Origin of the sequence: Peribacillus sp. NPDC094092, from assembly GCF_050279365.1 — a bacterium.
Classification (GTDB): Bacteria; Bacillota; Bacilli; order Bacillales; family DSM-1321; genus Peribacillus.
In genome coordinates this window covers 178,904-203,445 of record NZ_JBNNUC010000004.1, presented here as the reverse complement: position 1 = coordinate 203,445, position 24,542 = coordinate 178,904, and the positions used below count along the sequence as shown (strand labels likewise).

Below are 24,542 nucleotides of genomic sequence, written 5' to 3'. Positions count from 1 at the left end.
CCTTCGTTAATATTTTTAGAGAATGGAAGAATTCATTTGTAATCCGAAAAGGAGTGCTGAAATGACACACCTATATCCGCTAATTGATAACGAAATTAACCCTTACCGCGATAATGTACAGGGAAAAGCAAATGAACCCATTACGGTTGCGGGTCTGTTGGACCGTTCGAAGCTGACGCTTGGCCCCACATATGAAGGGGGGAAACCCGATTGGACGCTTGAGGAAATTTATATGCGGCTAGAGAGGAATGCCCCGCGTATCGCAATTATCGGTGGTTCGTCCGATCATCCTGCCCACATAATGGATTATCAAACGTCGGCACGGGCAGCAATCCGCATCTGGCAAAACGGCGGCGTGCCGTTTCATTTCTCGACACCGGTAATGTGTGATGGAACAGCGCAAAACAATCAAGGAATGAGTTACTCTCTCCAGAGCCGAAACGCGGTTGCACAAATGGTTGTCAACCAGCTGGAAGCTCACAGTTATCATGGTGCATTCGTCATTCAAGGGTGTGATAAGCAGCCTCTTGGTGTAGTAAGTGCACTCGCACATGTTGATCGTGTTCGCCGAAACCGTGGTGAAGCCCCCTTTTTCGCAACATTCGCACCTGCTCACGTGTTAGAAGGCGGTTCGATTCCAGCTGACGTGTTCGAGGAATTGGAAACTCTCGCGAAAAAAGCGGAAAGTAAAGGAGCTACTGATGTAGCCGTTGATTTACGGGATACGATGGCATATATATTGCAATGTTCATCGAATACTGCATTTCAGGGCGTGTTTGAACGGGCTTATGAGCGAGGAATATTGACGAAGGAACAGCATAAATATTTTGAAATGAGACTTGCTGTCGCAACTTGTGACGGACAGGGAGGTGTATGTGCCTTCAATGGTACGGGGAATAGTTCACGTCATTTAGTGGCAGGCATGGGTCTTGTTCATCCAGCCGTGGAGCTGTTAACCGATCCACCAACACAACGCCAGATTAACTCGGTGCTGGATAGCTTTGCAGTCATGATAAACGAAGATCGCTACGGCGTGTCCAACATTGTCGCTGCGAACATAAAAAATGCAATCCGTATTCACAGCGCTTCTGGCGGTTCTACTAACTTAATGATGCATATTGTCGCAGGCATGCTTTATGCAGGATTCAAATTCAGCTTATGGGACCTTGACCGCATACATCATTCACATCCAATTCCTGACTTATTTGATTACAGTTTGACAGAAGGAAGGGACATTTATTCACTTGCGATGCAGTGTTGCAGCGGGACAAGCAGGGGAATGGAAACACTTTTTTATGAACTAATCGAGAATGGCGTACCAATGGATCAAGATGCTCCGACTGTCGCAGCAAAAACCTGGAAAGAACGACTTGCGATTACAAGTAGCCTAAAAGCGGTTAATGTAAAGAAAAATCAGGTCATTTTGTCCAATCCTCGCCGTGGATTCAGCGGTGTTGATGTATTAAAAGGAAACTTCTTTGAAAGCGCCGTTGTTAAAATCAGCGGAATGCCGACACCTCAGCTTGACCAATTCGATGATAAGCTAGCTTTTGTCCTTTATTACGAAAATGAAGATGATGCAAATAAAAGCCTGCTCGATTCTAATCTGCTTTCAAAAATAAAAGAGCAAAAGCTTTTTGAACATAATCTATTGCTAGAAACTCTTAAATACAACAATGAGCCGGTATGGTCTCTTCTAAAAAATGCTTCCTATGGGGAGTTATTTGACAGGATGGTTGAAGAAGGCATATTAAAAATTGCGATCATTATCTCAGGGCAGGGGCCAGTAGCATTCGGAATGCCGGAAATGTTTACACCAATGCAACACATCAATGCAAATCGTGTTATGAAAAAAATCGCTACAATCATTAGCGACGGCCGCTATTCAGGAGTCACCTATGGTGCTGCTATCGGACATATGACACCGGAATCGTTTGAAGGCGGCGGCATTGGTTTACTTAAAACAGGGGACGTCATACACCTTCAGCTTCGTGATCGACGGATTGATTTTGTAGATGCAGTTCAACTTCATTCAGGAAAGGTTGTTCATGATTTTGCGGATCATTTTAAAGAAGAAAGACAATCATTGGCAGTTGAACGCAAGCAACGAATGAAAGTTAGACAAAAAATGGTTGCGGCCAGCAACAGGATGTTTGGACATACAGATGCAGCAAATGGTGTTGTTCCAATCGCTGTAACTGAGGATGCGGTACTTGATTATGAACAGGATATAGTACTCCAAGAAAAAAAAGTTGAAATAAAATGAGGAATGCTCGTCATAAATCCGATAAGATAAAGGTAGACAGAATTATAAAAGGAGTGAGGAACGATGCCTATCATCCAATCGGTGGAGCGTGCCTTGAAAATATTGGATTTATTTGATGAGCGTGAGCGCGAACTAACTATCACAGAGATAAGCAAGCGAATGAGTTTACATAAGAGTACGGTTCATTCACTATTAAAAACCTTACAGGAGCATCACTATATTTCACAAGGTGAAGAAAATGGAAAATACTCGCTAGGATTAAAGCTATTGGAGAGGGGAAGCGTCGTTGTGACCCATCTCGATTTGCGCAACGTAGCAAGAAAACATCTTGAATGGCTTTCAGTAACAACGAATTTAACACTGCACCTTGTCATATTAGACGGGCAGGAAGGTGTCTATGTCGATAAAGTGGAGGGCACTGGGGTAACGGTTCTCTATTCCCGTATTGGCCGACGTGTTCCGATTCATACGAGTGCAGTTGGCAAATCTCTTGTGGCAACAAAAACGGATAGTGAACTGGATTTGCTCTTGGACGGCTATGATTATACGGGACCGACCGAAAGATCGATTAGATCCAAGGAGCAGTTCTTAGCGGAAATCGAAAAAGCTCGCATTAATGGCTATTCAATGGATAATGAAGAAAACGAACCGGGCATTTACTGTCTTGCTGTACCGATAAAAGATTATTCAGGAAAGGTAATCGCTGCAATGAGTGTATCGATGCCCGCTTCGAAAGTAAATGAAGAAACACATGAGTATTATGTACGTCTCTTAAAGGAATGCAGCAGTAAAATTTCGCAGGAGCTCGGTTATGAATATCAAAAAATATAAATGAGACCTGCCATTTAGGAGGAAATAGAAAATGAGAATTATTCGCTATGTAAAAGAAAATAAGAAACAACTAGCTGCCGTGACAAACGAAAATTATGTGGTGGACCTTCCATTTACGGATTTTATGTCGTTGATTACAGCGGCACGCCAAGATAACAGAACTGCATTTGATATTATAAAACAAATTACCGCACAAGGGGAAAAGCAGCCATTGGAAGGTCTTCAATTAACAACGCCTATCGATGCACCGGAAGTATGGGCATCTGGCGTTACATATAAGAAAAGCAAGGAAGCACGTAACTACGAAGCGACACAAGGAAAACTGGACCGCCAAACTTTCTATGACAAAGTTTATGATGCAGTGCGTCCTGAGATTTTCATTAAATCGACTGCAGCAAGAACCGTGGGCCCGAATGATCCGGTATACTTGCGTTCTGATTCAAATTGGCAGATTCCGGAGCCGGAGCTTGGTCTTGTCATCGATAAAGAGGGAACGGTACTCGGATATATTGCAGGTAATGACATGAGCTGCCGTGATATAGAAGGTGAAAATCCGCTTTATCTTCCACAGGCAAAAGTATGGAAGAACTCTTGCTCCATTGGACCGGCCATCTTGTTAAAAGAGGCTGTTCCGGATCCATATGAGCTTAAAATCATGTGCCGTATTTATCGAAATGAAGAAAAAGTATTTGAAGGTGAAGCGAAAGTAAATCAACTGAAACGAAAATTGGAAGAGCTTGTCGACTATTTAGTCTTAGATAACACTGTTTTTGACGGATCAGTATTACTTACAGGTACATGCGTGGTTCCGCCAAATGAATTTACATTGAAAGGCGATGACCGAATCGAAATTGAAATACCAGGGATTGGTGTATTAAACAACCCGGTTATTCAAAGTAAAGCAGTTCAAACAATCTAAGGGGTGACAAAATGGGCGAGTATAAAACACTTTACTTAAGTGCGAAAGACAGTGTAGCTGTCGCTTTATCCGAAATCCCTGCAAACACATCAGTAGTTGTGAAGACAGATCTTGAAGAACTTGTCGTACCCATTCTTGAACCGATTCGTTTTGGACATAAGTTCGCTGTCAAAGCCATCGAACAAGGATCAGACATAATTAAATATGGGGAAGTCATAGGGGCAGCCTCAGCTTTCATTCCCGCTGGTGCACATGTTCATGTACACAATTTAGAAGGAAAAAGAGGAAGGGGTGACAAAATTGCTGAATGAAAAAATGCAGTTTTGGGGCTACCGACGTCCGGATGGCCGCGTCGGAGTCCGGAATCATGTACTGATTTTGCCAACGATAACATGCGCAACACAAACTGCCCAGCGTGTTACAGAATTGGTGAGCGGAACCGTCACATTCATTCATCAGCATGGCTGTGCGCAAGTGGGCTCTGATTTTGATCAAACGGCCAGAACCTATGCGGGAATGGGGATGAATCCAAATGTATATGGTGTCATAGTACTCGGCCTTGGCTGTGAAACACATCAGGCGCACCGTATTGGAGATGAAATTGCTAAATGCGGTAAACCAGTGGAAACTGTATCGATTCAGGAACATGGCGGGACTCTTCAAACCATTGCCGAAGTAGCTAAAATTGCGGTCAAAATGGTTCAGGATGCCTCGATGGTGCAACGGGAATTATGTGATTTTAGCGAGCTGATTGTAGGCACGGAATGCGGTGGGTCGGATGCATGCTCAGGCTTATCGGCTAACCCGGCAGTCGGGCGTACAAGCGATTTGATTGTCCAGCAGGGGGGAACCGCAATCTTGGCGGAAACGACTGAACTCATCGGTGCAGAGCATTTGATTGCTAACCGGGCGGCAAACGACCAGGTAGCAAAAAAAGCTTATGCGGTTATTAAAATGATGGAAGACCGCTCGATTCAAATGGGCGTTGACATCCGAACCGGAAATCCTAGTCCGGGAAACATTGAGGGAGGTCTCAGCTCAATCGAAGAAAAATCACTGGGGGCAGCGACAAAATCAGGCACAACCAGGCTGGAAGAAGTCATTGATTATGCCCATGTTCCCACAAAGAAAGGTCTCGTATGGATGGATACGCCTGGCCACGACATTGAGCAATTGACGGGTATGGTTGCAGGCGGTGCGCAAATCGTTCTCTTTACAAGTGGAAGAGGGACGCCAACAGGTTCTCCTATAACACCCGTCATAAAAATCTCGACTAATACACCAATGTTTGACCGGATGAATGAAAATATGGATTTAAATGCAGGTACGATTGTTGATGGTTTAGAAACCGTTGATGAAGTGGGAAGCCGCATCATGGAAGAAATTCAACATGTTTCAAACGGAAAACTAACAAAAGCGGAGATCTTAAAGCAACATGACTTTGGTATTTGGAGAATTGGACCGACATTCTAAATTGAAAAAGGGGCTAAAGATTATGATATCAACTACATTTGCAACGAAGACATATAAAAATTTCATTAATAATGAGTGGGTGGATGCATCTTCTGGAAATACAATCGAAAGCATTAATCCTGCGGACAAAGAACCGGTTGGCTACGTTCAAAGCTCAACCGGAGATGACTTAAACAAAGCAGTCGCCTCTGCGCATAAGGCAAAGAGGGAGTGGCGCAGGCTCGGGCAGTCTGCTCGTGGACAAATCCTTTTCAAAACGGCCAATATTTTGGAAGAAAATCTAGATGAAATTGCAGAAACCATGACTCGCGAAATGGGTAAAACGTTACCTGAAGCAAAAGGGGAAACTGCACGAGGTGTTGCAATCCTCCGTTACTATGCTGGTGAAGGGATGCGGAAAGAAGGCGATGTTATACCATCATCCGATAAAGATGCCCTAATGTTTACAAAACGCTCCCCACTTGGTGTTGTCGGGATAATCACGCCATGGAACTTCCCGGTTGCAATTCCCATCTGGAAAATGGCTCCAGCTCTTGTATATGGCAATACGATCGTATGGAAACCCGCTACGGAAGGAGCCGTAACAGCAGCGAAAGTGATGGAATGTTTTACAAAAGCAGGCTTCCCTGAGGGGGTTGTGAATTTTATTACCGGTAAAGGATCGATCATTGGCCAAGGCCTAATCGATCATCCGCTTTTAAATGCAATCACATTTACCGGTTCTGAAGGTGTCGGTCAGAGCGTCGCAAAATCAGCTTCCGCCCGAGGGATAAAATATCAGCTTGAAATGGGAGGCAAGAATCCAGTCATCGTGGCGAATGATGCAAATATCGACCAAGCAGTCGAGGCGGTCATCAATGGTGGATTTCGTTCATCCGGCCAAAAATGCACAGCTTCAAGCCGAGTAGTTGTTGAATCAACGGTCTATGATGAATTTAAACAAAAACTGGTAGAAGCAACAGCGAAAATAACGGTTGGCAACGGCCTTCAAGAGGGAATTTGGATGGGACCATGTGCAAGCGAAAGCCAGTTCAATACAGTGAAAGAGTACATTGAAAAAGGCAAGCAGGAGGGAGCAAAACTCATACATGGCGGGGAAATATTAACTGGAGGAGACTATGATGGGGGCTTTTTCATAACACCAGCGATTTTTGAAGGCGTGACGACGGATATGGAGATAGCGCAGGCAGAAATTTTTGGTCCAGTTATCGCGCTTATGAAAGCGAACGATCTTACGGAAGCGATTGACATGGCAAATAATACGAAATACGGATTGAGTGCATCAATCTTCACATCAAATATTAGCTCGATTCTGGATTTCATCGATGAAATTGAGGCAGGGCTGGTCCGTATTAATGCAGAAAGCGCGGGCGTTGAATTGCAAGCCCCATTCGGAGGCATGAAAGCATCGAGCACGGGTTCGCGAGAGCAAGGTGAAGCGGCAAAAGAATTTTATACAGCCATAAAAACGGTTTTTATTAAAGGTTCATAATAAAAGAAAGAGAGGTTTCCATATTAGAAAACCTCTCTTTCTTCCAAAAAACAATGCGAGGTGCTTGATGAAAATCATAAAAATTTCTTTATATAAAGTTCCACCCCGCTGGCTGTTTTTAAAAATCGATACAGATGAAGGCATTTCCGGCTGGGGAGAGCCTGTCGTTGAAGGGCGTGCGGAAACGGTTAAAGCAGCAGTTAATGAATTGTCCGACTATTTGATCGGGAGAAATCCGAACGACATTGAAGACATCTGGCAAACACTTTATCGAGGTGGATTTTACCGTGGGGGGCCAATTTTAATGAGTGCCATTTCTGGCATTGAGCAGGCATTATGGGATATAAAAGGAAAATACTTCAATATTCCTGTATATCAAATGCTTGGCGGCAAAGCACGCGAAAAAATTAAAGTGTACTCATGGGTCGGAGGAGATCGACCAGTGGATGTCGTGGCAGCTGCGATCGAAAAACAGAAAGAGGGCTTCCTTGCTGTCAAAATGAACGCATCAGAAGAAATGAATTACATTGATAGTTTTTCGAAAGTGGAAGCGGTCATCGAACGCGTTGCTTCAATTAGGGAAGCGGTTGGCAAAGACTTTGGCATTGGTGTGGATTTTCATGGAAGGATTCATAAAACGATGGCAAAAACGATTGTGAAAGAACTTGAACCGTACCATCCAATGTTCATTGAGGAGCCGGTGCTACCGGAAAATAATGAAGCACTTCGTGAGATTGCCTGGCATACTACGTGTCCGATTGCGACGGGTGAAAGGATGTATACACGCTGGGGCTTTAAGCAGCTTCTTCAAGATGGCTATGTAGATATTATTCAGCCGGATCTATCTCATGCGGGCGGTATTTTAGAAGGAAAAAAAATTGCCGCAATGGCAGAAGCCTATGATGTAGCGATCGCTCCGCACTGCCCGCTCGGTCCGATGACTCTCGCTTCATCAATTCATTTGGACGCAACGACACCGAATTTCATTATTCAAGAGCAAAGCCTTGGCATTCATTACAACGAAGGCATGGACATTCTCGACTATATGAAAAATCCAGAATTATTCGACTATGAAAAAGGTTATGTGAACATTCCGGATAAACCGGGTCTTGGGGTGGAAATCGATGAGGAAAAAGTGAAGCAGGCAGCAGAAACCGGACATGATTGGAAAAACCCCATTTGGCGTAATGAAGACGGAAGTATCGCTGAATGGTAATAAAAGGAGGAAAAATAATGGACTTTCATGGCATCATTCCACCGGTAGTCACCTTGTTTGATGAAACGGGGAACTTAGATATGGCGCTGAACAGAAGCTATATCGACCTATTAATCTCACGGAACATAGACGGTATTTTATTGATGGGAAGTTCAGGTGAGTTCTCATCTCTTACAACAGAAGAAAGAAAATTATATGTACGCGAAATGATAAAGGATATTAACGGACGAGTGCCTGTCATGGTTGGAGTCGGGCATACCGCATTAAAAGAGGTGCAGGAGCTGACTTCTTATGCAGAAGAGCATGGGGCGAATGGCGTTCTCGTAGTCAACCCATATTACTGGAAGTTTTCTGACGAGCAATTATACAGATATTTTTCCAGTGTAGCGAACCATACTAATCTGCCAGTTTTCATTTATAATATCCCGCTCCTGACAGGTCAAAATTTATCAATCGAATTGATTAAAAAGTTAGCTGAAGATCATTCGAACATTGCTGGTATTAAAGAGACGGTCAGTGATTTCGGACACCTTCGTCAAGTTCTGACGGAAGTGAAGAAAGTTCGCAGTGATTTCCGGGTCTTCTCCGCTTTTGACGAGCATTTGCTTCCGGCACAAATGATTGGTGCAGCGGGAAGCATTAACGGAAGCGCTGTCTTTGCACCAGAAATTTCCGTTGATTTATATCAATCGTATCATAAAGGTGACCTTGCTGAAGCACAGAAAAATCATCAAGTGATTTCAAAACTGATGGATGTATATAATTACGGTCCGACATTTTTTACTGCCATGAAAGAAGCGGTTCATCAGCGCTGGTTTGACGTTGCGGCTGGACACCGTGCACCCTGTGATGTATACCCTGCTGAATTGAGTGACAAAGTAGCTGTTCTTTTAAAAAATATAAATATGAAAGAAGGCGTCCAAAAATGAAAGAATCACGAGACTTGCTTGAACAATTAGGATACCCATCAACCGATCTTAAAGAACTTCCTACATCAACCAAAACATTTCCTGACGGTGCTCAATACCGGATTGAACTTCCAAGCGTAGAAGGTCCAATAGCCCTAAAAGAAACATTGAAAGAAATTGACCGGCTCGGTTTGACTATTCACCGAATATCTCAAGGGAGCGGTATCATGCTTCAAACGGATGAAGAAATTATAGAAATGTGCAAAATGACAGCAGAGCGAGGCATGGAGCTGAGTTTGTTTGTCGGCCCCAGGGGTTCATGGGATGTCAGTGCGGCACCGCTTACGCCAGGAGGAAAATCTCAAGGAATTCGCCATGAGGGCTCCGATCAGCTTGTTTATGCCATGGAAGACCTGAAAAGAGGGGCGGCACTAGGTCTTCGCGGTGCGTTAGTTGCGGATGAAGGACTCCTTCTTTTAACGAAAGAAATGAAAAAATACGGACAGCTTCCGGAAGACTTTGTTGTTAAAGTATCGGTTCAAATGGGTTCAGCCAATCCAGTATCTGTCAAATTAATGGAAGACATCGGTGCGGATACCTACAACGTGCCACCTGCATTAACGCTGTCTAAACTTGCAGCAATCCGACAATCAATAGACATTCCAATTGATTTATACGTTGAAGTTCCTGATACCTTCGGCGGCTTTCTTCGCTATTATGAAATACCGGAAATAATCCGTGTATTGGCGCCAGTCTACATCAAATTCGGTCTTCGAAATCACCCAGATGTATACCCATCAGGGAAACAATGGGAAAGTACGAACATTTCACTCACAAAGGAACGTGTACGCCGTGCCGCAATTGGTATTCAAATGATTGAACGATACTATCCAGAAGCAAAAACATCGAAACTCGGTGCGAAAGGGCTCGGAATTGCGAAAATTGAAAAGGCAGCAGTGAAATAATGATAGTAATGTAAAGGATCCCCTCTGATATTCACGTATTTATTACTAAAAAGGAGCTGAGCCCAAATGTCCTTTAAAATTTTATTAACGGATTATGAATTTGAACATTTGAAATATGAAGAAGAGATTTTTAAAGAAAGCGGTCTTGAAATCGATTTCATCAAAGCGCAATGCAAAACTGAAGAAGAAGTAATGGACCAAGCGAAAGAAGTGGATGCAATTTTAAATCAATATGCTCCTATCTCACGCCGAGTTATTGATTCGCTTGAAAACACGAAAATCATTTCCCGTTACGGTGTTGGCGTCAATACTATTGATCTCAAAGCGGCTAAAGAAAAGGGGATTACTGTCGCAAATGTACCGGATTATGGCATGGAAGAAGTATCGAATCATGCATTGGCACTTTTACTTTCTTCGGCCCGGAAAGTGACACTGTTAAACAAGGAAGTGAAAAAAGGTAACTGGGACTTTAAGGTGTGTGTCCCGATTCATCGCTTTAATGAGCAAACTGTTGGGGTTCTAGGGTTTGGACGGATTCCGCGCCGTTTCATTGAAAAAGTGAAACCGCTCGGCTTTAAAACTGCTGCTTACGATCCTTTCGTATCGGCAGCAGACATGGCTGCGGTTGGGGTTCAAAAAATGGAGCTCGACGAAATTATAGCCGAAGCAGATTATTTGTCGATCCATGTGCCCTTAATTGATGATACATACCATCTGATCAATGAGGAGCGCCTTAAACAAATGAAGAGAAATGCGGTAATCATTAATACAGCACGTGGACCGATAATCGATGAAAAAGCACTTTCTGATGCACTTGAAAAAGGGATAATTGCAGGTGCAGCGCTTGATGTGACAGAGAATGAGCCGGTCAGCACCAATAGCCCGCTACTTACAATGGACAATGTCATCATTACGCCGCACAGCGCCTGGTATTCAGAGGAAGCAATGGTTGAACTTCGTCAAAAGGCAGCGAGAAATATCGTTCAGGTCTTAAAAGGAGAATTAACACCATACGCTTTGACTTAAGAAAGGGGAAAAAATATGAAAATAGCGACTTTTTCCGTAAATACCGAACAACACATCGGTGTTGTGAAAAATGATCAAATTATTAGTTTAACGGCTCTTGCTCCAGAAGAATTTCCAGCTTGCATGAAAAAATTCATAGAACGAAGCAGCAAATTGCAAATACGTGCTGAAAAGTTAATTGAGCAACGGGTTAATGACGAAGCAATATTCAATTTGTCAGAAGTAAAAATCCTGCCGCCAATCTCAAAGCCGGAAAAAATCATTTGCGTAGGACTTAACTATTTTGATCATTGCAAGGAAACGGGGATGGAGCCTCCTGAATCACCGGTCATTTTTTCAAAATATGCAAATGCCATTACCGGACATCATGATGCGATTGAAATTCCAATTAATTCAACCGCGGTCGACTTTGAAGCAGAACTTGCGTTTGTCATTGGAAGAGAAGCAAAACATGTGTCAGAAGAAGAGGCGAATGACTACATCTTTGGCTATACAATTATGAATGATATTAGTGCCCGAGACTTGCAATTTCAGGATGGCCAGTGGTCGAGAGGCAAAACGGCGGACACATTTGCGCCATTTGGTCCTTTTATCGTGACACAAGATGAAGTGGGTGATCCCCACAATCTAGCGATTTCGCTTGAATTAAACGGTGAAATTATGCAGGATTCGAATACGAGCAACCTCATTTTTACGGTTCCGAAAATCTTATCATTTTTATCGCAGACCATGACACTAATGCCAGGTGATTTGATTGCAACTGGCACGCCACCAGGCGTTGGAATGGGAAGGAATCCGAAAATCTGGTTGAAAAACGGTGACCGGATGAACGTCAGTATTGAGAAGATCGGTACGCTTTCTAATCACGTAATAGCATGACAAGAGAAAGAAGGTGATGACATGGATGTTGTAACCATCGGAGAAACAATGACAATGTTTACCCCGAATGAAGAAGGTCCACTTCGCCACGCCCGATCTTTTTCAATGAAGTTTGGCGGTGCGGAATCCAATGTCGCGATCGGCTTAAGCCGACTCGGTCATAGGTCACGCTGGATAAGCCGTCTCGGCGAGGATGAATTTGGCGACGCCATGCAATCGTTCATTCGCGGGGAAGGCGTTGATGTTTCTTATGTAACAAGAGACCCTGATGCGCCTACCGGAGTCTTTTTTAAAGAATTCAGACGGCTGAATGATACTAGAGTTTACTATTACCGGAAAGATTCGGCAGCTAGTAAAATGACGGCGGAATTACTAACTGATCTTGCCATCCAAGACGCAGCTTATCTCCATATTACCGGGATTACCCCCGCACTAGGGAATTCGTGTCAGTCGCTCTTGGATAAGGCGATCCGGATTGCTAAAGAAAATGGAACAAAAATCGTCTTTGATCCAAATATTCGTTTGAAAATATGGTCGGATGAAAATGAAGCACGTCACATCATAACAAAGTACGCCTCAAAAAGTGATATCGTCATGCCTGGGGTGGCAGAAGCAGAATTTTTATTCGGTCCCCATACTCCTGAGTTGTTAGCCGATCATTTTCATGAACTCGGTGTCGAAACGGTTTTACTTAAATTGGGCAAAGAGGGCTCTTTAATTTCAGCCCCGTCTGTACCGAAAACATTCGTTCCTGGATTCTATGTGGAACGGGTCGTGGATCCCATCGGTGCTGGTGATGCTTTTGCATCCGGTGTACTTTCCGGCCTGCTTGATGGACTGCCGCTAGTTGAAGCTGCAAGGCGTGGAAATGCAATGGGAGCAATGGCAACGATGGTAAGTGGCGATGTTGAAGGTTTGCCGGTCCGTGCCGACCTCGCTTTGTTCATGAGTGGCGCCGCTGATGATGTGTCGAGATAGAAAGGTGGAAAAAATGACCAAACTGGAAAAGCTTAAACATGGGAAGCTGGTAGCCGTCATTCGCGGTGCACGCCCAGAACAAATTATACCAATTGCCCGGGCCCTGAAAGAAGGGGGCATCCGAACACTAGAAATAACAGTGGAAACTCCTAAAGTGTGCCATTTAATTGAAAGTGTGAAAGAGGAGTTCGGTGATGAAATCATTGCGGGTGCCGGTACAGTTTTGGATCCTGAAACGGCCCGTGCGGTCATCATGGCAGGGGCGGAATTTATCTTTTCTCCAACCGTCAATGTCAAAACGATTAAAATGGCGAAGCGCTATGGCGTTATTAGTATCCCTGGAGCGCTCACACCAACCGAAATATTGACCGCTTATGAGCATGGAGCTGACATAATTAAAGTTTTCCCGGCAGATGCACTGGGTGTTAACTACTTTAGCAATCTTAAAGGACCGCTTCCTCACATTCCACTTATGCCAACTGGAGGAGTCAACCTTGACAACCTCGCATCCTTTTTCAAGGCAGGTGCCATCGCGGCTGGACTTGGTGGTTCATTGATCAATCCTGCGAAATTGATTACAGGTGAAGATTACACCAGGCTGACAGAAACGGCAAAAAAATTTTCAGCTATCGTACAAAAAGCTAAAGCAATCCGTCGCTAATATCAATTTCGGTTCAACAAGTGCCGGGAATGAAAGTATGATTGTGTTAATTTCCTCCTTTCTTACCGATTTGATGTATCTCGTTCAATCTTTTAGCAGTCCATCAAGGGTGTTATTGCTGGTGGACAGTAGATAAATTCAGACAAGCCAGAAAGGGGAAAAGTGCTATGTTACTAGAAAAGTATAGAAATCTTCAAGGGATTCTCCGAAAAATGGAGTCGGTTGTAGTCGCTTTTTCAGGAGGGGTGGATAGCACTTTTTTGTTAAATGTTGCTATTGATACTTTGGGTCCTGATAATGTGTTAGCCATTACAGCAGACTCGGAAACTTATCCGTCGAGTGAGCTGAAAGAAGCCATTATGCTATCAAAATGGATTGGTGCCAACCATCGGGTCATTCAAACTTCGGAGTTGGCCATTCCTGGATATTCAGAAAATAATCAGAATCGCTGTTACTTTTGTAAAAGTAGTTTATTTGACCACCTGCTTCCTATTCTTGAAGAATACGAATTCAATAATATAATTTATGGAGTCATCGCTGATGATGCCAACGAATTTCGTCCGGGCATGAAAGCAGCTAAAGAAAAAGGAATCAGGGGACCACTTCTGGAAGCCGGTTTATTCAAGGAAGAAATAAGAGTGTTGTCCAAGCAAGCCGGTTTGCCGACCTGGAATAAACCATCATTCGCTTGCCTATCTTCACGTATTGCATATGGCGATATCATAACGAAGGAAAAATTGACGAAAGTGGATAAATCAGAAGCTTACTTAAAATCATTGGATATTCATCAGGTAAGGGTCAGGACGCATGAGGATACAGCCCGAATTGAAGTTGAACCCGTTGATATGCAACGAGTGCTCCAATACCATGTGGCGATCACGAAACGACTGAAGCAATTTGGTTATAAGTATGTATCAATGGATCTCACGGGTTATACAAGCGGAAGTATGAATATAGCACTTAAAAAGGAAGAAAAGATATGATTGATGATATTTTAGAGCAGGTTCAAAAGGGTTCATTGACAGCAGCTGAGGCAAAGGAAAAACTTGCATCATATGAAAATTTAGGGTTTGTAAAAATTGATCATCATCGTAAAAGGAGACAAGGCTTTCCCGAAATTGTGTTTGGAGAAGGGAAAACAGCTGAGCAAATATTAACGATTGTACAATCACTGCGTACAAGGAATGATTCTGTGCTAGTGACTCGAATTTCTCGGGAAAAGGCAGTTTTTGTACAAAAAGAATGTAGTGAATTTGAGTATAACGATATGGCCCGGACACTTGCTTGGGTTAAAGTAAAGCCCAAATCCGAGAGTTCATATATTGCAATTGTATGCGCCGGGACATCAGATTTATCCGTTGCTGAAGAAGCTGCCGTGACGGCCGAAACACTAGGTATTCCAGTCAGGCGTATATACGATGTTGGCGTTGCAGGGCTGCACCGCCTCCTTGATAATATAGACGAGATACGAGGGGCTACCGTATCAGTTTGTGTAGCGGGGATGGAAGGGGCACTTCCAAGTGTGTTAGGAGGCCTTGTCACGAATCCAATTATTGCTGTTCCGACAAGTATCGGTTACGGGGCCAATTTTAACGGTTTATCGGCCCTTTTATCAATGCTTAATTCATGCGCATCCGGTGTAAGTGTGGTGAACATCGATAATGGGTTTGGTGCAGCCTACAATGCAGCGATTATATACAAACTTGTACATAAAAAGGAGATCAATGATGATGAAGACATTGTATTTTGACTGCTTTTCCGGCATAAGCGGAGATATGGTTATTGGTGCGTTGATCGATGCAGGTGCAGACCCATTACAAATGGAAGTAGAGTTAAAAAAGCTGAATATAGATGAAGAATATACTCTGTCATGGGGGAAGGTCGTCAAAAATGGCATTACAAGTACTAAATTTGATGTCATTCTTACCAGTCATTCCGAACAACCACATGAACACAGCCACAGTCATGGACATAAACACAGCCACAGTCATGAAATCGAACACAACCATAGCCATGTACATCACAATCATCATGGTAGCCGTACCTACAAACAGATTGTAGAAGCTATTAATGAGGCGAACCTTAATGAATCGGTAACAAACATGTCACTCGCCATATTTAAGAAGATTGGGGAAGCGGAAGGGCATATACACGGGCTTCCGCTTGATAAAGTTCACTTTCATGAGGTAGGAGCGGTAGATTCAATAATAGATATAATCGGTACTGCAATTTTAATCGATCAGCTAGGCATTGAATCAGTTCAGTCATCAGCCATTCCAACGGGATCTGGACATATACATATCGATCACGGAATATACCCGGTTCCTGCACCTGCCACACTTGAAATATTAAAGGGGGTACCGATTGCCTCAAACGGTATTCGTTCTGAATTAGCAACGCCCACCGGTGCTGCCATCGCTGCGGTTTTAGCCGAAAAATTCGGCTCGTTTCCAGCCATGACTGTCGAATCGATTGGCTATGGTGCGGGGACAAAAACATTTGAAAATCATCCGAACGTCCTTCGCATCATTATAGGGGAGTGCCAATGAATCGCCCACAAGATCATGAGCATCTTGATGATCAAATGGTAAAAATGGAAGTGAATCTAGATGATATTTCCGGTGAATGGCTTGGTCATGTCATGGATTTGTTGTTTGAATCAGGGGCCAATGATGTATTTTATACGCCAATCTTCATGAAAAAAAATCGACCGGGGGTGTTATTGCAACTTCTATGTTCACAGCAGGTGATTTCGAAAATCAAGAAGATATTATTTGCTGAAACGACTACTCTCGGTATTCGCTACTATCCTCTAACCGTGCATAGGCTTGAACGAAATTTTTTACATGTAGATACACAATGGGGGCAAGTGAAGATAAAGAGAGGGTTCCATGAGGGAAAACCCATACAGCAGGCACCTGAATATGAAGATTGCCGTAAAATTGCCGTTCAGAACAATATACCTCTTAAAAGGGTGTATGAAGAAGTATGGAAGTGTCTTGGGGAGGTAATAGAGAAATGAGCTTGGTGTCGATTCTTACATTAGGATTCCTATTAGGGATAAAGCATTCTTTAGAGCCGGACCATGTTATTGCAGTAGCAACCACGGCAGGAAAAACGAAAAAATTATCGCGATCCACTCTAACGGGGGTGTATTGGGGAATAGGCCATACATGTACGCTGTTTTTTATAGGTATGCTATTCATTTGGATGAAAGGGGAAATTCCAGAGTCGATAAGTATGACGCTGGAATTCGGCGTTGGTATTATGCTTGTCATGCTAGGGGCCAAAAGTTTATTTAAAGCTCGCCCTAACATCACGAACGACAAAGATGGATTTCGTCCTTTTTTGGTGTCTGCTTTAATTGGATTCGTCCATGGTCTCGCGGGCAGTGCTGCAATGGTCATTCTAACGATGTCGACCGTAAACGGTATAGGAGAAGGATCCATCTATATCATTATATTTGGCGCAGGTACGATTATTGGCATGCTGTGTTTTACAACTTTACTAGGCATACCGTTTGCTTTGAATGGAAAGGACCTCGTTTTAAACCGAATCTTCATCAAACTGTCGGGAGCTTTAAGTTTTGCATTCGGACTTTATTATATATACAAATTGGGTGTAACAGAAGGATTGTTTGCAATCTGGGTTAATTGATTTACTTTTTCATTATTTACGGAATCTCAGGCTGTCTGTAATCCATAGACAGTCTCTTTTATATTTATTAATTCATCAAACAAAAAGTCTTCAAGGAGGTTTATCAGAAAAAAAAGGGCCACAGCCGACAAAAAGCTTATCATAACGGGCACACTTCAATGGACATGTCCATTTGAATTTAGGGGTATATTGCAGCGGATATGAATCGTAAATTATTATTCTGAAAAAATGTTTCGAAGGTTTATAATCATCTGTAGAAGGAAGGGAGGGTGGACAATTTATAATAAGACCCTATGACACTGCTAGCCATTGGGATGGTAGTGTCATAGGGTCTCTTATTCTTGTAATGAAATCTAGGGGTTGCCGTTGCCGCTAGGCAGATATACGTTTATTTTTCCTTTGAAGAATCCATATTTCAATGGCACCCGAGCCAAGCAATACTCCCGAAACAATGAAGATAAGTCCAATGAAATGTGCAGGTACAATGGCTTCATTAAGGAAAAATGCTGCCCCTAGCAAAGAGAATAAGGTGTTTAAATTAAGAAAAATGGATGATTCGGCTGCGCCTACCTTACCAATGGCATAATTATAGCTCATGTGCCCGAGGGCAGTGGCAAAAATGGCGGAGAAAATGAAAGCTCCCCAAATGGAGGGCGGTGCAGTTGCCAGTGAAGATAAGCCCTCTGGTTCCTTCCATAAGCTGATGGCAAAAAGAATAAAAGACCCGATCAGCATCATGTAGCCGGTAAGTAATCGAGGATCCATTGTTTTTGAGGCTTTATTGATAAGTATGAAACTTAATGCCTGTGAAAGTATGGAAAGTAAAATATCCACATCCCCCAGATTAATAGAGTGAAGTCCTCCACTTCCTGCCATAACGGTAAAACTTACACCCAAGGCACCGCATATAAATCCAAACAGCCTGATTAAAGTGGGCTTTTTACGAAAAAATATCATGGTCAAGATGACAGTCAAAATTGGCCCCATGCCCAAAATCAGTCCAGCATTCGATGCAGAAGTCTTCGTCAATCCCTCAGCTAAAAAATAATGATGAAAAACGACGCTCAAAAGTGCTCCTCCAAAAACGTAAAAAAGTTCACTTTTTTTAGGGAACCGTATTAGTCCAAAAAAGAAAAGGATAAGAATGACTATAAGAGAAGCAGTAAAAATCCTCAAAGAGGTTATGGTTACGGGCTGGGTATTCGCAACCAAAACTTTAATGACCGAGACATTTAACCCCCATGTAATCATTATTCCGGTAAGCAAGATGTATATTTTCAAAAGACTCATTCGAAACAACCTTTCAAACTTATTTAACAATTGATATATTATACAACTTTCTCCAAATTAATAGCAAAGAGTAAATTTGATAGAAAGTCCTAGAATGAAAAATCAGAAACTCATAAACAGTAAAAAAAAAGAGCATGAACAATTCTTTCAATTTTACCGCAAAAAGGTTTTTTAGAAAAAATTTGGCTATAAAATAAAATGAGAAAACAACAAATAAAAATAAAATTAAAAATTATCAAACTTTTCTATTGTCTTTGATAGGGTTTTCATTTACAATTTCCTTATGATTTACCAAACCGGTTTAGTAATTTACTAAATCGATTTAGCTAAAAAGTGATAGAATCAAATGTTTTAGTTTTGATTTGTGACTGCGAAAGAAGGAGGTACTGTATTGTCATCAAAATATGGTGTTTTAACGCTTGGCGACGCCATGATTACGCTAAATCCGGAAGAGACAGGACCTTTAAGATTCGTTAACCGTTTTGAGCGAAAAGTAGGAGGCGCTGAACTGAATTTTGCGATTGGCTGTGCTAGGCTCGGCATGCGGGCAAAATGGATAAGCCGCTTAGGCAAGGATGAGTTCGGTAAAGTGATATATAATTTCGCTCGCGGGGAAGGCGTGGACATGAGTGATGTTGCCTATGTAAATGGATATCCAACATCCCTTAACTTTAAAGAAATCCGGGAAGATGGTTCCGGAAAGACATTTTATTACCGTTATCAATCTCCCATTTTAACTTTAAAGCCGGGAGATATAACAGAGAAGATGTTTGAAGAGATTGATATAGTCCACCTTACTGGAGTATTTTTGGCTATAGATCCCAAAAATGTGGTAATTGCCAAGAGGGTAATGGATATTGCAAAACTAAAAAATATACCAGTTTCTTTTGATCCGAATATCCGCCTAAAGCTATGGTCCATCGAGGAAGCAAGATCAGTATATTGTGATATTTTTCCATGTGTTGATATTTTGCTTACAGGTTTGGATGAAATAAGGTTGATCATCGGAACGGACTCTAAAGAATCTTTGGCGGAATTCGCAATGGTGAATGATATTGACCAGCTTGTTATTAAGGACGGGAAACATGGTTCAAAACTATATACCAAAGGTGTATGGCATGAAAAAGAAGCCTTCCCGGTTATACCAGTAGATACGGTCGGTGCGGGTGATGGTTATGATGCCGGTTATATTTACGGTTATCTACATGGCTTATCCATTGAAGAAAGATTGACATTCGCAAATGGGGTAGGTGCTCTTGTCACCACTGTTACCGGGGACAATGAAGGATTACCATATTTGGATGAAGTAAAGCCTTTCATAAAGAATGAGGCTGTTATAGAAAGATAGATGACTGAAAGAAATGAGGGGGAAAAATGGCAACAGTAACGATACAAGCCGAGGAAGCAAAACGATTAGTCATTCAACAGCTGACCAAAGTGGGTTTAAATGAAGGGAATGCCGGGAAAATCGCGGAAGTATTGGTTCATGCCGATCTCAGAAATGTCAATTCCCATGGTGTGTTGCGAACAGAGCATTATGTGAACCGTTTACAGGCAGGAGGCATAAATCCGAATGCCCAGATTTCTTTCCAAAAGACAGGAGCCGTTACAGGTGTAGTTGATGGAGATGATGGATTTGGGCATGTGATTAGCGACGTGGCCATGGACCATGCAATCGAGATGGCTAGAGAAAACGGCGTGGGCATGGTGACGGTTCAAAATAGCAGCCATTGCGGTGCATTAAGCTATTTCGTTCAAAAAGCCGCTGATGCAAAGTTGATTGGCATCGCGATGTCACATACCGATAAAATTGTGGTCCCTTTCGGAGGAAAAACATCATTTCTTGGTACCAACCCAATCGCTTACGGAGTTCCTGCCAAAACGAAGAAACCCTTTATTCTTGATATGGCAACATCCAATGTTGCGCTGGGGAAAATCCTCCAGGCACGCGAAGAAGGAAAGGAAATCCCTGAAGGATGGGGTGTGGATGAAAATGGAGCAAATGTCACTGACCCGAATAAAGTCGTTTCCCTTTCCACTTTCGGAGGTCCGAAAGGCTATGGCCTATCCGTAATTGTAGATGTATTTTCTGGATTATTGGCCGGTGCGGCATTTGGCCCGCACATTGGGAAAATGTATGACGACCTTGATAAGAAACGGAAGCTGGGACATTATTTTTGTGTAATTAATCCTTCGTTCTTTACGGATACTGATATATTTTTAGAGCAAATGGATCAAATGATTGAAGAGCTGCAACAGGTTGAACCTGCTCCAGGGTTCGATCGTGTATATGTACCGGGTGAGATTGAACAAATCAATGAAGAAAAAAACCTGAAACAAGGTATTACGATAGCATCTAGTGTTTATGAATTTCTTACAAAGTAGGTGGGAAAATGAAAGCGGTTCAAGTACGGAAAGCTCATGAACTTATCGTTCAAGAAGTGGAAAAACCTCGGATTTCAAACGCGACGGATGTACTTGTGAAAGTAAAAAGAGTCGGCATTTGCGGATCGGATATGCATATTTATCATGGTACGAATCCTCTTGCTACACTGCCGCGAGTCGTTGGGCATGAAGTTGCGGGGGAAGTTATGGAGATAGGTCAAGGTGTCAAGGGCATGAAAGTGGGGGACCACGTTGTCATTGAGCCCATCAGTTTTTGCGGGGAGTGTTATGCCTGCCGTAAAGGCCGCCAAAATGTTTGTGAAAAACTTTCCGTTTTTGGGGTGCACGAAGATGGTGGGATGAGGGAATGGTTCGTCCTTCCGGAAAAACAATTACATGTTGTGGATTCCGATTTATCATGGGAAGAAATAGTGTTGGCAGAGCCATACACAATCGGCGCACAGGCCGTTTGGAGAGGCGAAGTGGAGGAAGGGGACACAGTCCTTATCCAGGGAGCCGGGCCTATTGGAATTTGCATACTAAAGATGGCAAAGCTTCAAGGAGCAACAGTAATGATCACGGATTTAAGTGATGAGCGTTTGGAATTCGCTAAAGAAAGCGGCGCCGATATCACCGTCCATGCTGGAAAAGAAGATGTTCAAAAACGAGTGGAAGAATGGACGAATGGCCAAGGGGCCAACGTCGTCATTGATGCAGTATGCTTGCCGATGACATTCGAATTGTCCTTCGATGTCGTGTCAACGGCGGGGCGGATTGTCGTACTCGGTTTTGATGAACGTCCTTCATCGGTTTCCCAGCTGCCAATCACAAAAAAGGAAGTATCGGTGAAAGGGTCTAGATTGCAAACCGATCAGTTCCCGAAAGTGGTTAAACTTTTAAATGAAGGAAAGCTCAGACATGAAGGTTTAGTTACCCATACATTTTCGCTAGATGATATCCAGGAAGCATTTAATTTTGTTGAAAATCATCCCGAGCAAGTTCGAAAAGCGATCATCGTTTTTAATTAAGGAGGTAGGTGTTATGGATAAACATTCAATCATACGTCGAATAACGGAAACGAAAGTTGTGGCTGTTATCCGGGGGCAGGATGCAAAGGAGGCGGTACAACTTTCTAAAGCAGCTGTAGAAGGCGGTATTCAGGCAATCGAATTGACCTATACTACTCCGGGAATTGAAGATGCTTTCAAAGAACTGCAAAATACGGATGCACTATTAGGAGCAGGCTCGGTACTTGATTCTGAAACGGCTCGGCATGCGATTTTAGCTGGCGCCAATTTTATCGTCAGCCCCTACTTTGTCAATGGCGTAGCCGAACTTTGCAATCGATACGGCATTCCCTATATGCCTGGATGCATGACAATTAGAGAAATGGCTACATCATTGGAAGCCGGTTGTGATGTGTTGAAGTTATTTCCGGCCAACCATTTTGAACCTTCTTTCATCAAGTCGGTTAATGGTCCACTGCCCAATGTAAGGATCATGCCAACCGGGGGAATAAATTTGGATAACATGAAGGAATGGGTGAATGCGGGCGCGGTTGCAATCGGGATCGGCAGTGACTTGAACAAAGCCTATCAAAATGGCGGCTATGAAGCCGCAGTGGAATTAAGCGGAAAATACATGCGGAAAATTGCAGAATGATGGAGGTGCATGATGAACATTACATTTAGATGGTATGGGAAAGACAATGATACCGTTACATTAGATCACATTAAACAGATTCCTGGAGTGAAAGGGATTGTATGGGCACTTCACCAAAAACCTGTTGGTGAGGTTTGGGAAAAAGAAGAAATTAAAGAAGAAATCGAGTATATTCAATCATTTGGTTTTCACACGGATGTCGTAGAAAGTGTAAATGTCCATGAATCGATTAAATTGGGTAACGAAGACCGCACGATATATATAGAGAAATACAAAGAGACGATCCGGAATCTTTCGGAAGCTGGAGTGAAAGTCATTTGTTATAATTTCATGCCGATCTTTGATTGGACCCGGACGGAAATGTTCCATCCTTTGGAAGATGGCTCAACTGCCCTGTTTTATGAAAAAGCGAAAGTGGATACATTAGATCCGCAAGATTTAATTCGTACTGTAACGGAAGCTTCAGATTTAACTTTACCAGGTTGGGAACCAGAAAAGATGGACAGAATCTCTGAATTATTCGAAGCTTACAAAACTGTGGACGAAGAGCAGCTATGGGCAAATCTTGAAATATTCCTAAAAGAAATATTACCTGTTGCCGAGGCTTGCGGTATAAAAATGGCAATACACCCGGATGATCCGCCATGGTCCATTTTTGGCTTGCCAAGAATCATCACCGGAGAGTCAAGTTATGAAAAACTGATCTCGATTTCGGATTCACCATCGAATGCGTTTACCTTATGTACAGGATCGATGGGGGCAAACCCTGAAAATGATATGGTCCAGGTGGCTAAAAAGTATGCAAACCGTTCGCCTTTCTCCCATATTCGCAATGTGAAGATTTATGAAAACGGAGACTTTGTGGAAACATCACATTATACCCAGGATGGATCGATCAATATTCAGGGCGTCGTGGAAGAATTGAATAAGCAAAATTATACTGGTTATGTCAGACCGGATCATGGTCGCCATATATGGGGTGAAGTTTGCCGCCCAGGTTACGGTTTATATGACCGAGCATTGGGAATCATGTATTTGCTCGGATTATGGGATGCATATGAAGCGACTAAATTAGGTGAAAAGTCATGATTCCCATTCATGAAAACTTATCGAACAGGGTGGCTGTGATCACTGGCGGAAGTGGTGTTTTATGTTCCAAAATGGCGGTGGAATTGGCCCGTCATGGTGTCAAGATAGCTATATTGAACAGAACGGCGGAAAAAGGGCAAGAAGTGGTCGAACTCATAGAACAAACTGGGGGGACTGCGATTTCCATCGCTGCTGACGTTTTGGATAGGACTTCATTGGAAAATGCAAAAGGTAAAATAATAGAATCGTTCGGAAGAGTGGATCTATTAATAAATGGTGCGGGAGGCAATCACCCTGATGCCATAACAGCTCCAGAGAAATATGGGGAAGAAGCGGAAGGAAAATCCTTTTTTGATTTAGATGAAAATGGTTTCTCTCAGGTTTTTGCCAGTAATTTCACCGGTACATTTTTGGCCAGTCAGGTTTTTGGGAAAGAGTTATTGAAAGTGGAAGCACCAGTTATCGTAAATGTATCTTCCATGAGCGCCTACGCTCCAATGACTAAAGTACCAGCATATAGTGCTGCCAAAGCTTCGATAAATAATTTTACCATGTGGATGGCTGTTCATTTTGCCGAAGAAGGTTTACGGGTGAATGCCATTGCTCCCGGATTCTTTTTGACGAAGCAAAATCGGGATCTTCTGCTTAATGAAGATGGCAGCCCGACGGCAAGATCTAATAAAATCATTACTTCAACACCCATGAAGCGCTTTGGGCAGCCTGAAGATTTACTTGGTACCTTGCTTTGGCTTGTTGATGAATCCTATTCGGGCTTTGTCACAGGAATTACGGTGCCAGTCGATGGTGGTTTCATGGCATACTCAGGTGTCTGAAGTCAGGCCCAA

At 42.9% G+C, this 24,542-nt stretch carries 25 protein-coding genes; 24 read left to right on the top strand and 1 reads right to left on the bottom strand.

The genetic code is table 11. From position 1 onward, the window contains the following. Positions 1–61: 61 nt before the first annotated feature. The 18 genes from ACQKNS_RS19430 to ACQKNS_RS19345 all read left to right on the top strand — a co-directional run bounded on the left by ACQKNS_RS19430 (position 62) and on the right by ACQKNS_RS19345 (position 17,271). A complete protein-coding gene (locus ACQKNS_RS19430; protein ID WP_427644919.1) occupies positions 62–2,266 on the top strand; it encodes a dihydroxy-acid dehydratase in 2,205 nt (734 codons plus the stop codon). A gap of 63 nt (positions 2,267–2,329) precedes the next feature. Further along, positions 2,330–3,097: an IclR family transcriptional regulator gene (locus ACQKNS_RS19425; RefSeq protein ID WP_427644918.1), complete on the top strand. Its 768-nt coding sequence runs from the start codon at positions 2,330–2,332 to the stop codon at positions 3,095–3,097. Positions 3,098–3,128: 31 nt separating this feature from the next. Next, the gene (locus ACQKNS_RS19420) at positions 3,129–4,016 is read left to right on the top strand and encodes a fumarylacetoacetate hydrolase family protein (protein WP_427644917.1); all 888 of its coding nucleotides are present in this window, start codon (positions 3,129–3,131) and stop codon (positions 4,014–4,016) included. Between the two features lie 11 nt (positions 4,017–4,027). Continuing rightward, complete coding sequence (locus ACQKNS_RS19415; protein WP_427644916.1) at positions 4,028–4,327, top strand: UxaA family hydrolase; 300 nt, start codon at positions 4,028–4,030, stop codon at positions 4,325–4,327. A 4-nt stretch (positions 4,328–4,331) separates the two neighbouring features. After that, positions 4,332–5,489 carry a UxaA family hydrolase gene (locus ACQKNS_RS19410; RefSeq protein ID WP_427645143.1) on the top strand — a complete coding sequence of 386 codons (1,158 nt, stop codon included), beginning with the start codon at positions 4,332–4,334 and terminating at the stop codon, positions 5,487–5,489. A 22-nt stretch (positions 5,490–5,511) separates the two neighbouring features. After that, entirely contained in the window at positions 5,512–6,981 is a 1,470-nt protein-coding gene (gene gucD, locus ACQKNS_RS19405; RefSeq protein ID WP_427644915.1) for an alpha-ketoglutaric semialdehyde dehydrogenase GucD, read from the top strand. 67 nt (positions 6,982–7,048) lie between these two features. Beyond that, positions 7,049–8,197 (top strand): galactonate dehydratase, encoded by a 1,149-nt coding sequence (dgoD, locus tag ACQKNS_RS19400; RefSeq protein ID WP_427644914.1) that lies wholly within the window; start codon positions 7,049–7,051, stop codon positions 8,195–8,197. Positions 8,198–8,214: 17 nt separating this feature from the next. Further along, positions 8,215–9,126: a dihydrodipicolinate synthase family protein gene (locus tag ACQKNS_RS19395; RefSeq protein WP_427644913.1), complete on the top strand. Its 912-nt coding sequence runs from the start codon at positions 8,215–8,217 to the stop codon at positions 9,124–9,126. Continuing rightward, the gene (locus ACQKNS_RS19390) at positions 9,123–10,070 is read left to right on the top strand and encodes a U32 family peptidase (protein WP_427644912.1); all 948 of its coding nucleotides are present in this window, start codon (positions 9,123–9,125) and stop codon (positions 10,068–10,070) included. Before ACQKNS_RS19395 ends, ACQKNS_RS19390 begins: the two co-directional genes overlap by 4 nt. Before the next feature lie 66 nt (positions 10,071–10,136). Then, complete coding sequence (locus ACQKNS_RS19385; protein WP_427644911.1) at positions 10,137–11,096, top strand: C-terminal binding protein; 960 nt, start codon at positions 10,137–10,139, stop codon at positions 11,094–11,096. Positions 11,097–11,111: 15 nt separating this feature from the next. Beyond that, positions 11,112–11,975 (top strand): fumarylacetoacetate hydrolase family protein, encoded by an 864-nt coding sequence (locus ACQKNS_RS19380; RefSeq protein ID WP_427644910.1) that lies wholly within the window; start codon positions 11,112–11,114, stop codon positions 11,973–11,975. A gap of 21 nt (positions 11,976–11,996) precedes the next feature. After that, complete coding sequence (locus tag ACQKNS_RS19375) at positions 11,997–12,953, top strand: sugar kinase (RefSeq protein ID WP_427644909.1); 957 nt, start codon at positions 11,997–11,999, stop codon at positions 12,951–12,953. Between the two features lie 13 nt (positions 12,954–12,966). Beyond that, positions 12,967–13,614, top strand: coding sequence for a bifunctional 4-hydroxy-2-oxoglutarate aldolase/2-dehydro-3-deoxy-phosphogluconate aldolase (locus ACQKNS_RS19370; protein WP_427644908.1), 648 nt, complete (start codon positions 12,967–12,969; stop codon positions 13,612–13,614). A gap of 167 nt (positions 13,615–13,781) precedes the next feature. Beyond that, positions 13,782–14,597 (top strand): ATP-dependent sacrificial sulfur transferase LarE, encoded by an 816-nt coding sequence (gene larE / locus ACQKNS_RS19365; RefSeq protein ID WP_427644907.1) that lies wholly within the window; start codon positions 13,782–13,784, stop codon positions 14,595–14,597. Continuing rightward, positions 14,594–15,364 carry a nickel pincer cofactor biosynthesis protein LarB gene (gene larB, locus ACQKNS_RS19360; protein WP_427644906.1) on the top strand — a complete coding sequence of 257 codons (771 nt, stop codon included), beginning with the start codon at positions 14,594–14,596 and terminating at the stop codon, positions 15,362–15,364. Before larE ends, larB begins: the two co-directional genes overlap by 4 nt. Next, on the top strand, positions 15,345–16,163 hold the full coding sequence (gene larC, locus ACQKNS_RS19355) for a nickel pincer cofactor biosynthesis protein LarC (protein ID WP_427645142.1): 819 nt from the start codon (positions 15,345–15,347) through the stop codon (positions 16,161–16,163). The genes larB and larC (ACQKNS_RS19355) overlap by 20 nt, the downstream gene beginning before the upstream one ends. After that, complete coding sequence (gene larC, locus ACQKNS_RS19350; protein ID WP_427644905.1) at positions 16,160–16,636, top strand: nickel insertion protein; 477 nt, start codon at positions 16,160–16,162, stop codon at positions 16,634–16,636. The genes larC (ACQKNS_RS19355) and larC (ACQKNS_RS19350) overlap by 4 nt, the downstream gene beginning before the upstream one ends. Continuing rightward, positions 16,633–17,271 (top strand): urease accessory protein UreH, encoded by a 639-nt coding sequence (locus ACQKNS_RS19345; protein ID WP_427644904.1) that lies wholly within the window; start codon positions 16,633–16,635, stop codon positions 17,269–17,271. Before larC (ACQKNS_RS19350) ends, ACQKNS_RS19345 begins: the two co-directional genes overlap by 4 nt. Before the next feature lie 372 nt (positions 17,272–17,643). Here ACQKNS_RS19345 and ACQKNS_RS19340 read toward each other — a convergent pair whose 3' ends face one another. Beyond that, a complete protein-coding gene (locus ACQKNS_RS19340) occupies positions 17,644–18,561 on the bottom strand; it encodes a DMT family transporter (RefSeq protein WP_427644903.1) in 918 nt (305 codons plus the stop codon). Between the two features lie 391 nt (positions 18,562–18,952). On the opposite strand from ACQKNS_RS19340, the gene ACQKNS_RS19335 reads away from it, so the two are divergent. From ACQKNS_RS19335 to ACQKNS_RS19310, 6 genes are read left to right on the top strand one after another with little or no spacing between them, the layout of a single operon-like run. Further along, entirely contained in the window at positions 18,953–19,909 is a 957-nt protein-coding gene (locus tag ACQKNS_RS19335; protein ID WP_427644902.1) for a sugar kinase, read from the top strand. A 26-nt stretch (positions 19,910–19,935) separates the two neighbouring features. Next, the gene (allD, locus tag ACQKNS_RS19330) at positions 19,936–20,946 is read left to right on the top strand and encodes an ureidoglycolate dehydrogenase (RefSeq protein WP_427644901.1); all 1,011 of its coding nucleotides are present in this window, start codon (positions 19,936–19,938) and stop codon (positions 20,944–20,946) included. A gap of 8 nt (positions 20,947–20,954) precedes the next feature. Continuing rightward, on the top strand, positions 20,955–21,974 hold the full coding sequence (locus ACQKNS_RS19325; protein ID WP_427644900.1) for a zinc-binding alcohol dehydrogenase family protein: 1,020 nt from the start codon (positions 20,955–20,957) through the stop codon (positions 21,972–21,974). Positions 21,975–21,987: 13 nt separating this feature from the next. Further along, positions 21,988–22,608 carry a bifunctional 2-keto-4-hydroxyglutarate aldolase/2-keto-3-deoxy-6-phosphogluconate aldolase gene (locus ACQKNS_RS19320; protein ID WP_427644899.1) on the top strand — a complete coding sequence of 207 codons (621 nt, stop codon included), beginning with the start codon at positions 21,988–21,990 and terminating at the stop codon, positions 22,606–22,608. A gap of 12 nt (positions 22,609–22,620) precedes the next feature. Beyond that, positions 22,621–23,697: a mannonate dehydratase gene (uxuA, locus tag ACQKNS_RS19315; RefSeq protein ID WP_427644898.1), complete on the top strand. Its 1,077-nt coding sequence runs from the start codon at positions 22,621–22,623 to the stop codon at positions 23,695–23,697. Then, the gene (locus tag ACQKNS_RS19310; RefSeq protein ID WP_427644897.1) at positions 23,694–24,530 is read left to right on the top strand and encodes an SDR family oxidoreductase; all 837 of its coding nucleotides are present in this window, start codon (positions 23,694–23,696) and stop codon (positions 24,528–24,530) included. Before uxuA ends, ACQKNS_RS19310 begins: the two co-directional genes overlap by 4 nt. Positions 24,531–24,542: the final 12 nt, after the last annotated feature.

Excerpts from the sequence above, each read along its gene's own strand:
- ACQKNS_RS19430 (WP_427644919.1), top strand. The coding sequence starts at position 62 with ATGACACACCTATATCCGCTAATTGATAACGAAATTAACCCTTACCGC.
- ACQKNS_RS19425 (WP_427644918.1), top strand. The coding sequence starts at position 2,330 with ATGCCTATCATCCAATCGGTGGAGCGTGCCTTGAAAATATTGGATTTA.
- ACQKNS_RS19420 (WP_427644917.1), top strand. The coding sequence starts at position 3,129 with ATGAGAATTATTCGCTATGTAAAAGAAAATAAGAAACAACTAGCTGCC.
- ACQKNS_RS19415 (WP_427644916.1), top strand. The coding sequence starts at position 4,028 with ATGGGCGAGTATAAAACACTTTACTTAAGTGCGAAAGACAGTGTAGCT.
- ACQKNS_RS19410 (WP_427645143.1), top strand. The coding sequence starts at position 4,332 with ATGCAGTTTTGGGGCTACCGACGTCCGGATGGCCGCGTCGGAGTCCGG.
- gucD (WP_427644915.1), top strand. The coding sequence starts at position 5,512 with ATGATATCAACTACATTTGCAACGAAGACATATAAAAATTTCATTAAT.
- dgoD (WP_427644914.1), top strand. The coding sequence starts at position 7,049 with ATGAAAATCATAAAAATTTCTTTATATAAAGTTCCACCCCGCTGGCTG.
- ACQKNS_RS19395 (WP_427644913.1), top strand. The coding sequence starts at position 8,215 with ATGGACTTTCATGGCATCATTCCACCGGTAGTCACCTTGTTTGATGAA.
- ACQKNS_RS19390 (WP_427644912.1), top strand. The coding sequence starts at position 9,123 with ATGAAAGAATCACGAGACTTGCTTGAACAATTAGGATACCCATCAACC.
- ACQKNS_RS19385 (WP_427644911.1), top strand. The coding sequence starts at position 10,137 with ATGTCCTTTAAAATTTTATTAACGGATTATGAATTTGAACATTTGAAA.
- ACQKNS_RS19380 (WP_427644910.1), top strand. The coding sequence starts at position 11,112 with ATGAAAATAGCGACTTTTTCCGTAAATACCGAACAACACATCGGTGTT.
- ACQKNS_RS19375 (WP_427644909.1), top strand. The coding sequence starts at position 11,997 with ATGGATGTTGTAACCATCGGAGAAACAATGACAATGTTTACCCCGAAT.
- ACQKNS_RS19370 (WP_427644908.1), top strand. The coding sequence starts at position 12,967 with ATGACCAAACTGGAAAAGCTTAAACATGGGAAGCTGGTAGCCGTCATT.
- larE (WP_427644907.1), top strand. The coding sequence starts at position 13,782 with ATGTTACTAGAAAAGTATAGAAATCTTCAAGGGATTCTCCGAAAAATG.
- larB (WP_427644906.1), top strand. The coding sequence starts at position 14,594 with ATGATTGATGATATTTTAGAGCAGGTTCAAAAGGGTTCATTGACAGCA.
- larC (WP_427645142.1), top strand. The coding sequence starts at position 15,345 with ATGAAGACATTGTATTTTGACTGCTTTTCCGGCATAAGCGGAGATATG.
- larC (WP_427644905.1), top strand. The coding sequence starts at position 16,160 with ATGAATCGCCCACAAGATCATGAGCATCTTGATGATCAAATGGTAAAA.
- ACQKNS_RS19345 (WP_427644904.1), top strand. The coding sequence starts at position 16,633 with ATGAGCTTGGTGTCGATTCTTACATTAGGATTCCTATTAGGGATAAAG.
- ACQKNS_RS19340 (WP_427644903.1), bottom strand. The coding sequence starts at position 18,561 with ATGAGTCTTTTGAAAATATACATCTTGCTTACCGGAATAATGATTACA.
- allD (WP_427644901.1), top strand. The coding sequence starts at position 19,936 with ATGGCAACAGTAACGATACAAGCCGAGGAAGCAAAACGATTAGTCATT.
- ACQKNS_RS19325 (WP_427644900.1), top strand. The coding sequence starts at position 20,955 with ATGAAAGCGGTTCAAGTACGGAAAGCTCATGAACTTATCGTTCAAGAA.
- ACQKNS_RS19320 (WP_427644899.1), top strand. The coding sequence starts at position 21,988 with ATGGATAAACATTCAATCATACGTCGAATAACGGAAACGAAAGTTGTG.
- uxuA (WP_427644898.1), top strand. The coding sequence starts at position 22,621 with ATGAACATTACATTTAGATGGTATGGGAAAGACAATGATACCGTTACA.
- ACQKNS_RS19310 (WP_427644897.1), top strand. The coding sequence starts at position 23,694 with ATGATTCCCATTCATGAAAACTTATCGAACAGGGTGGCTGTGATCACT.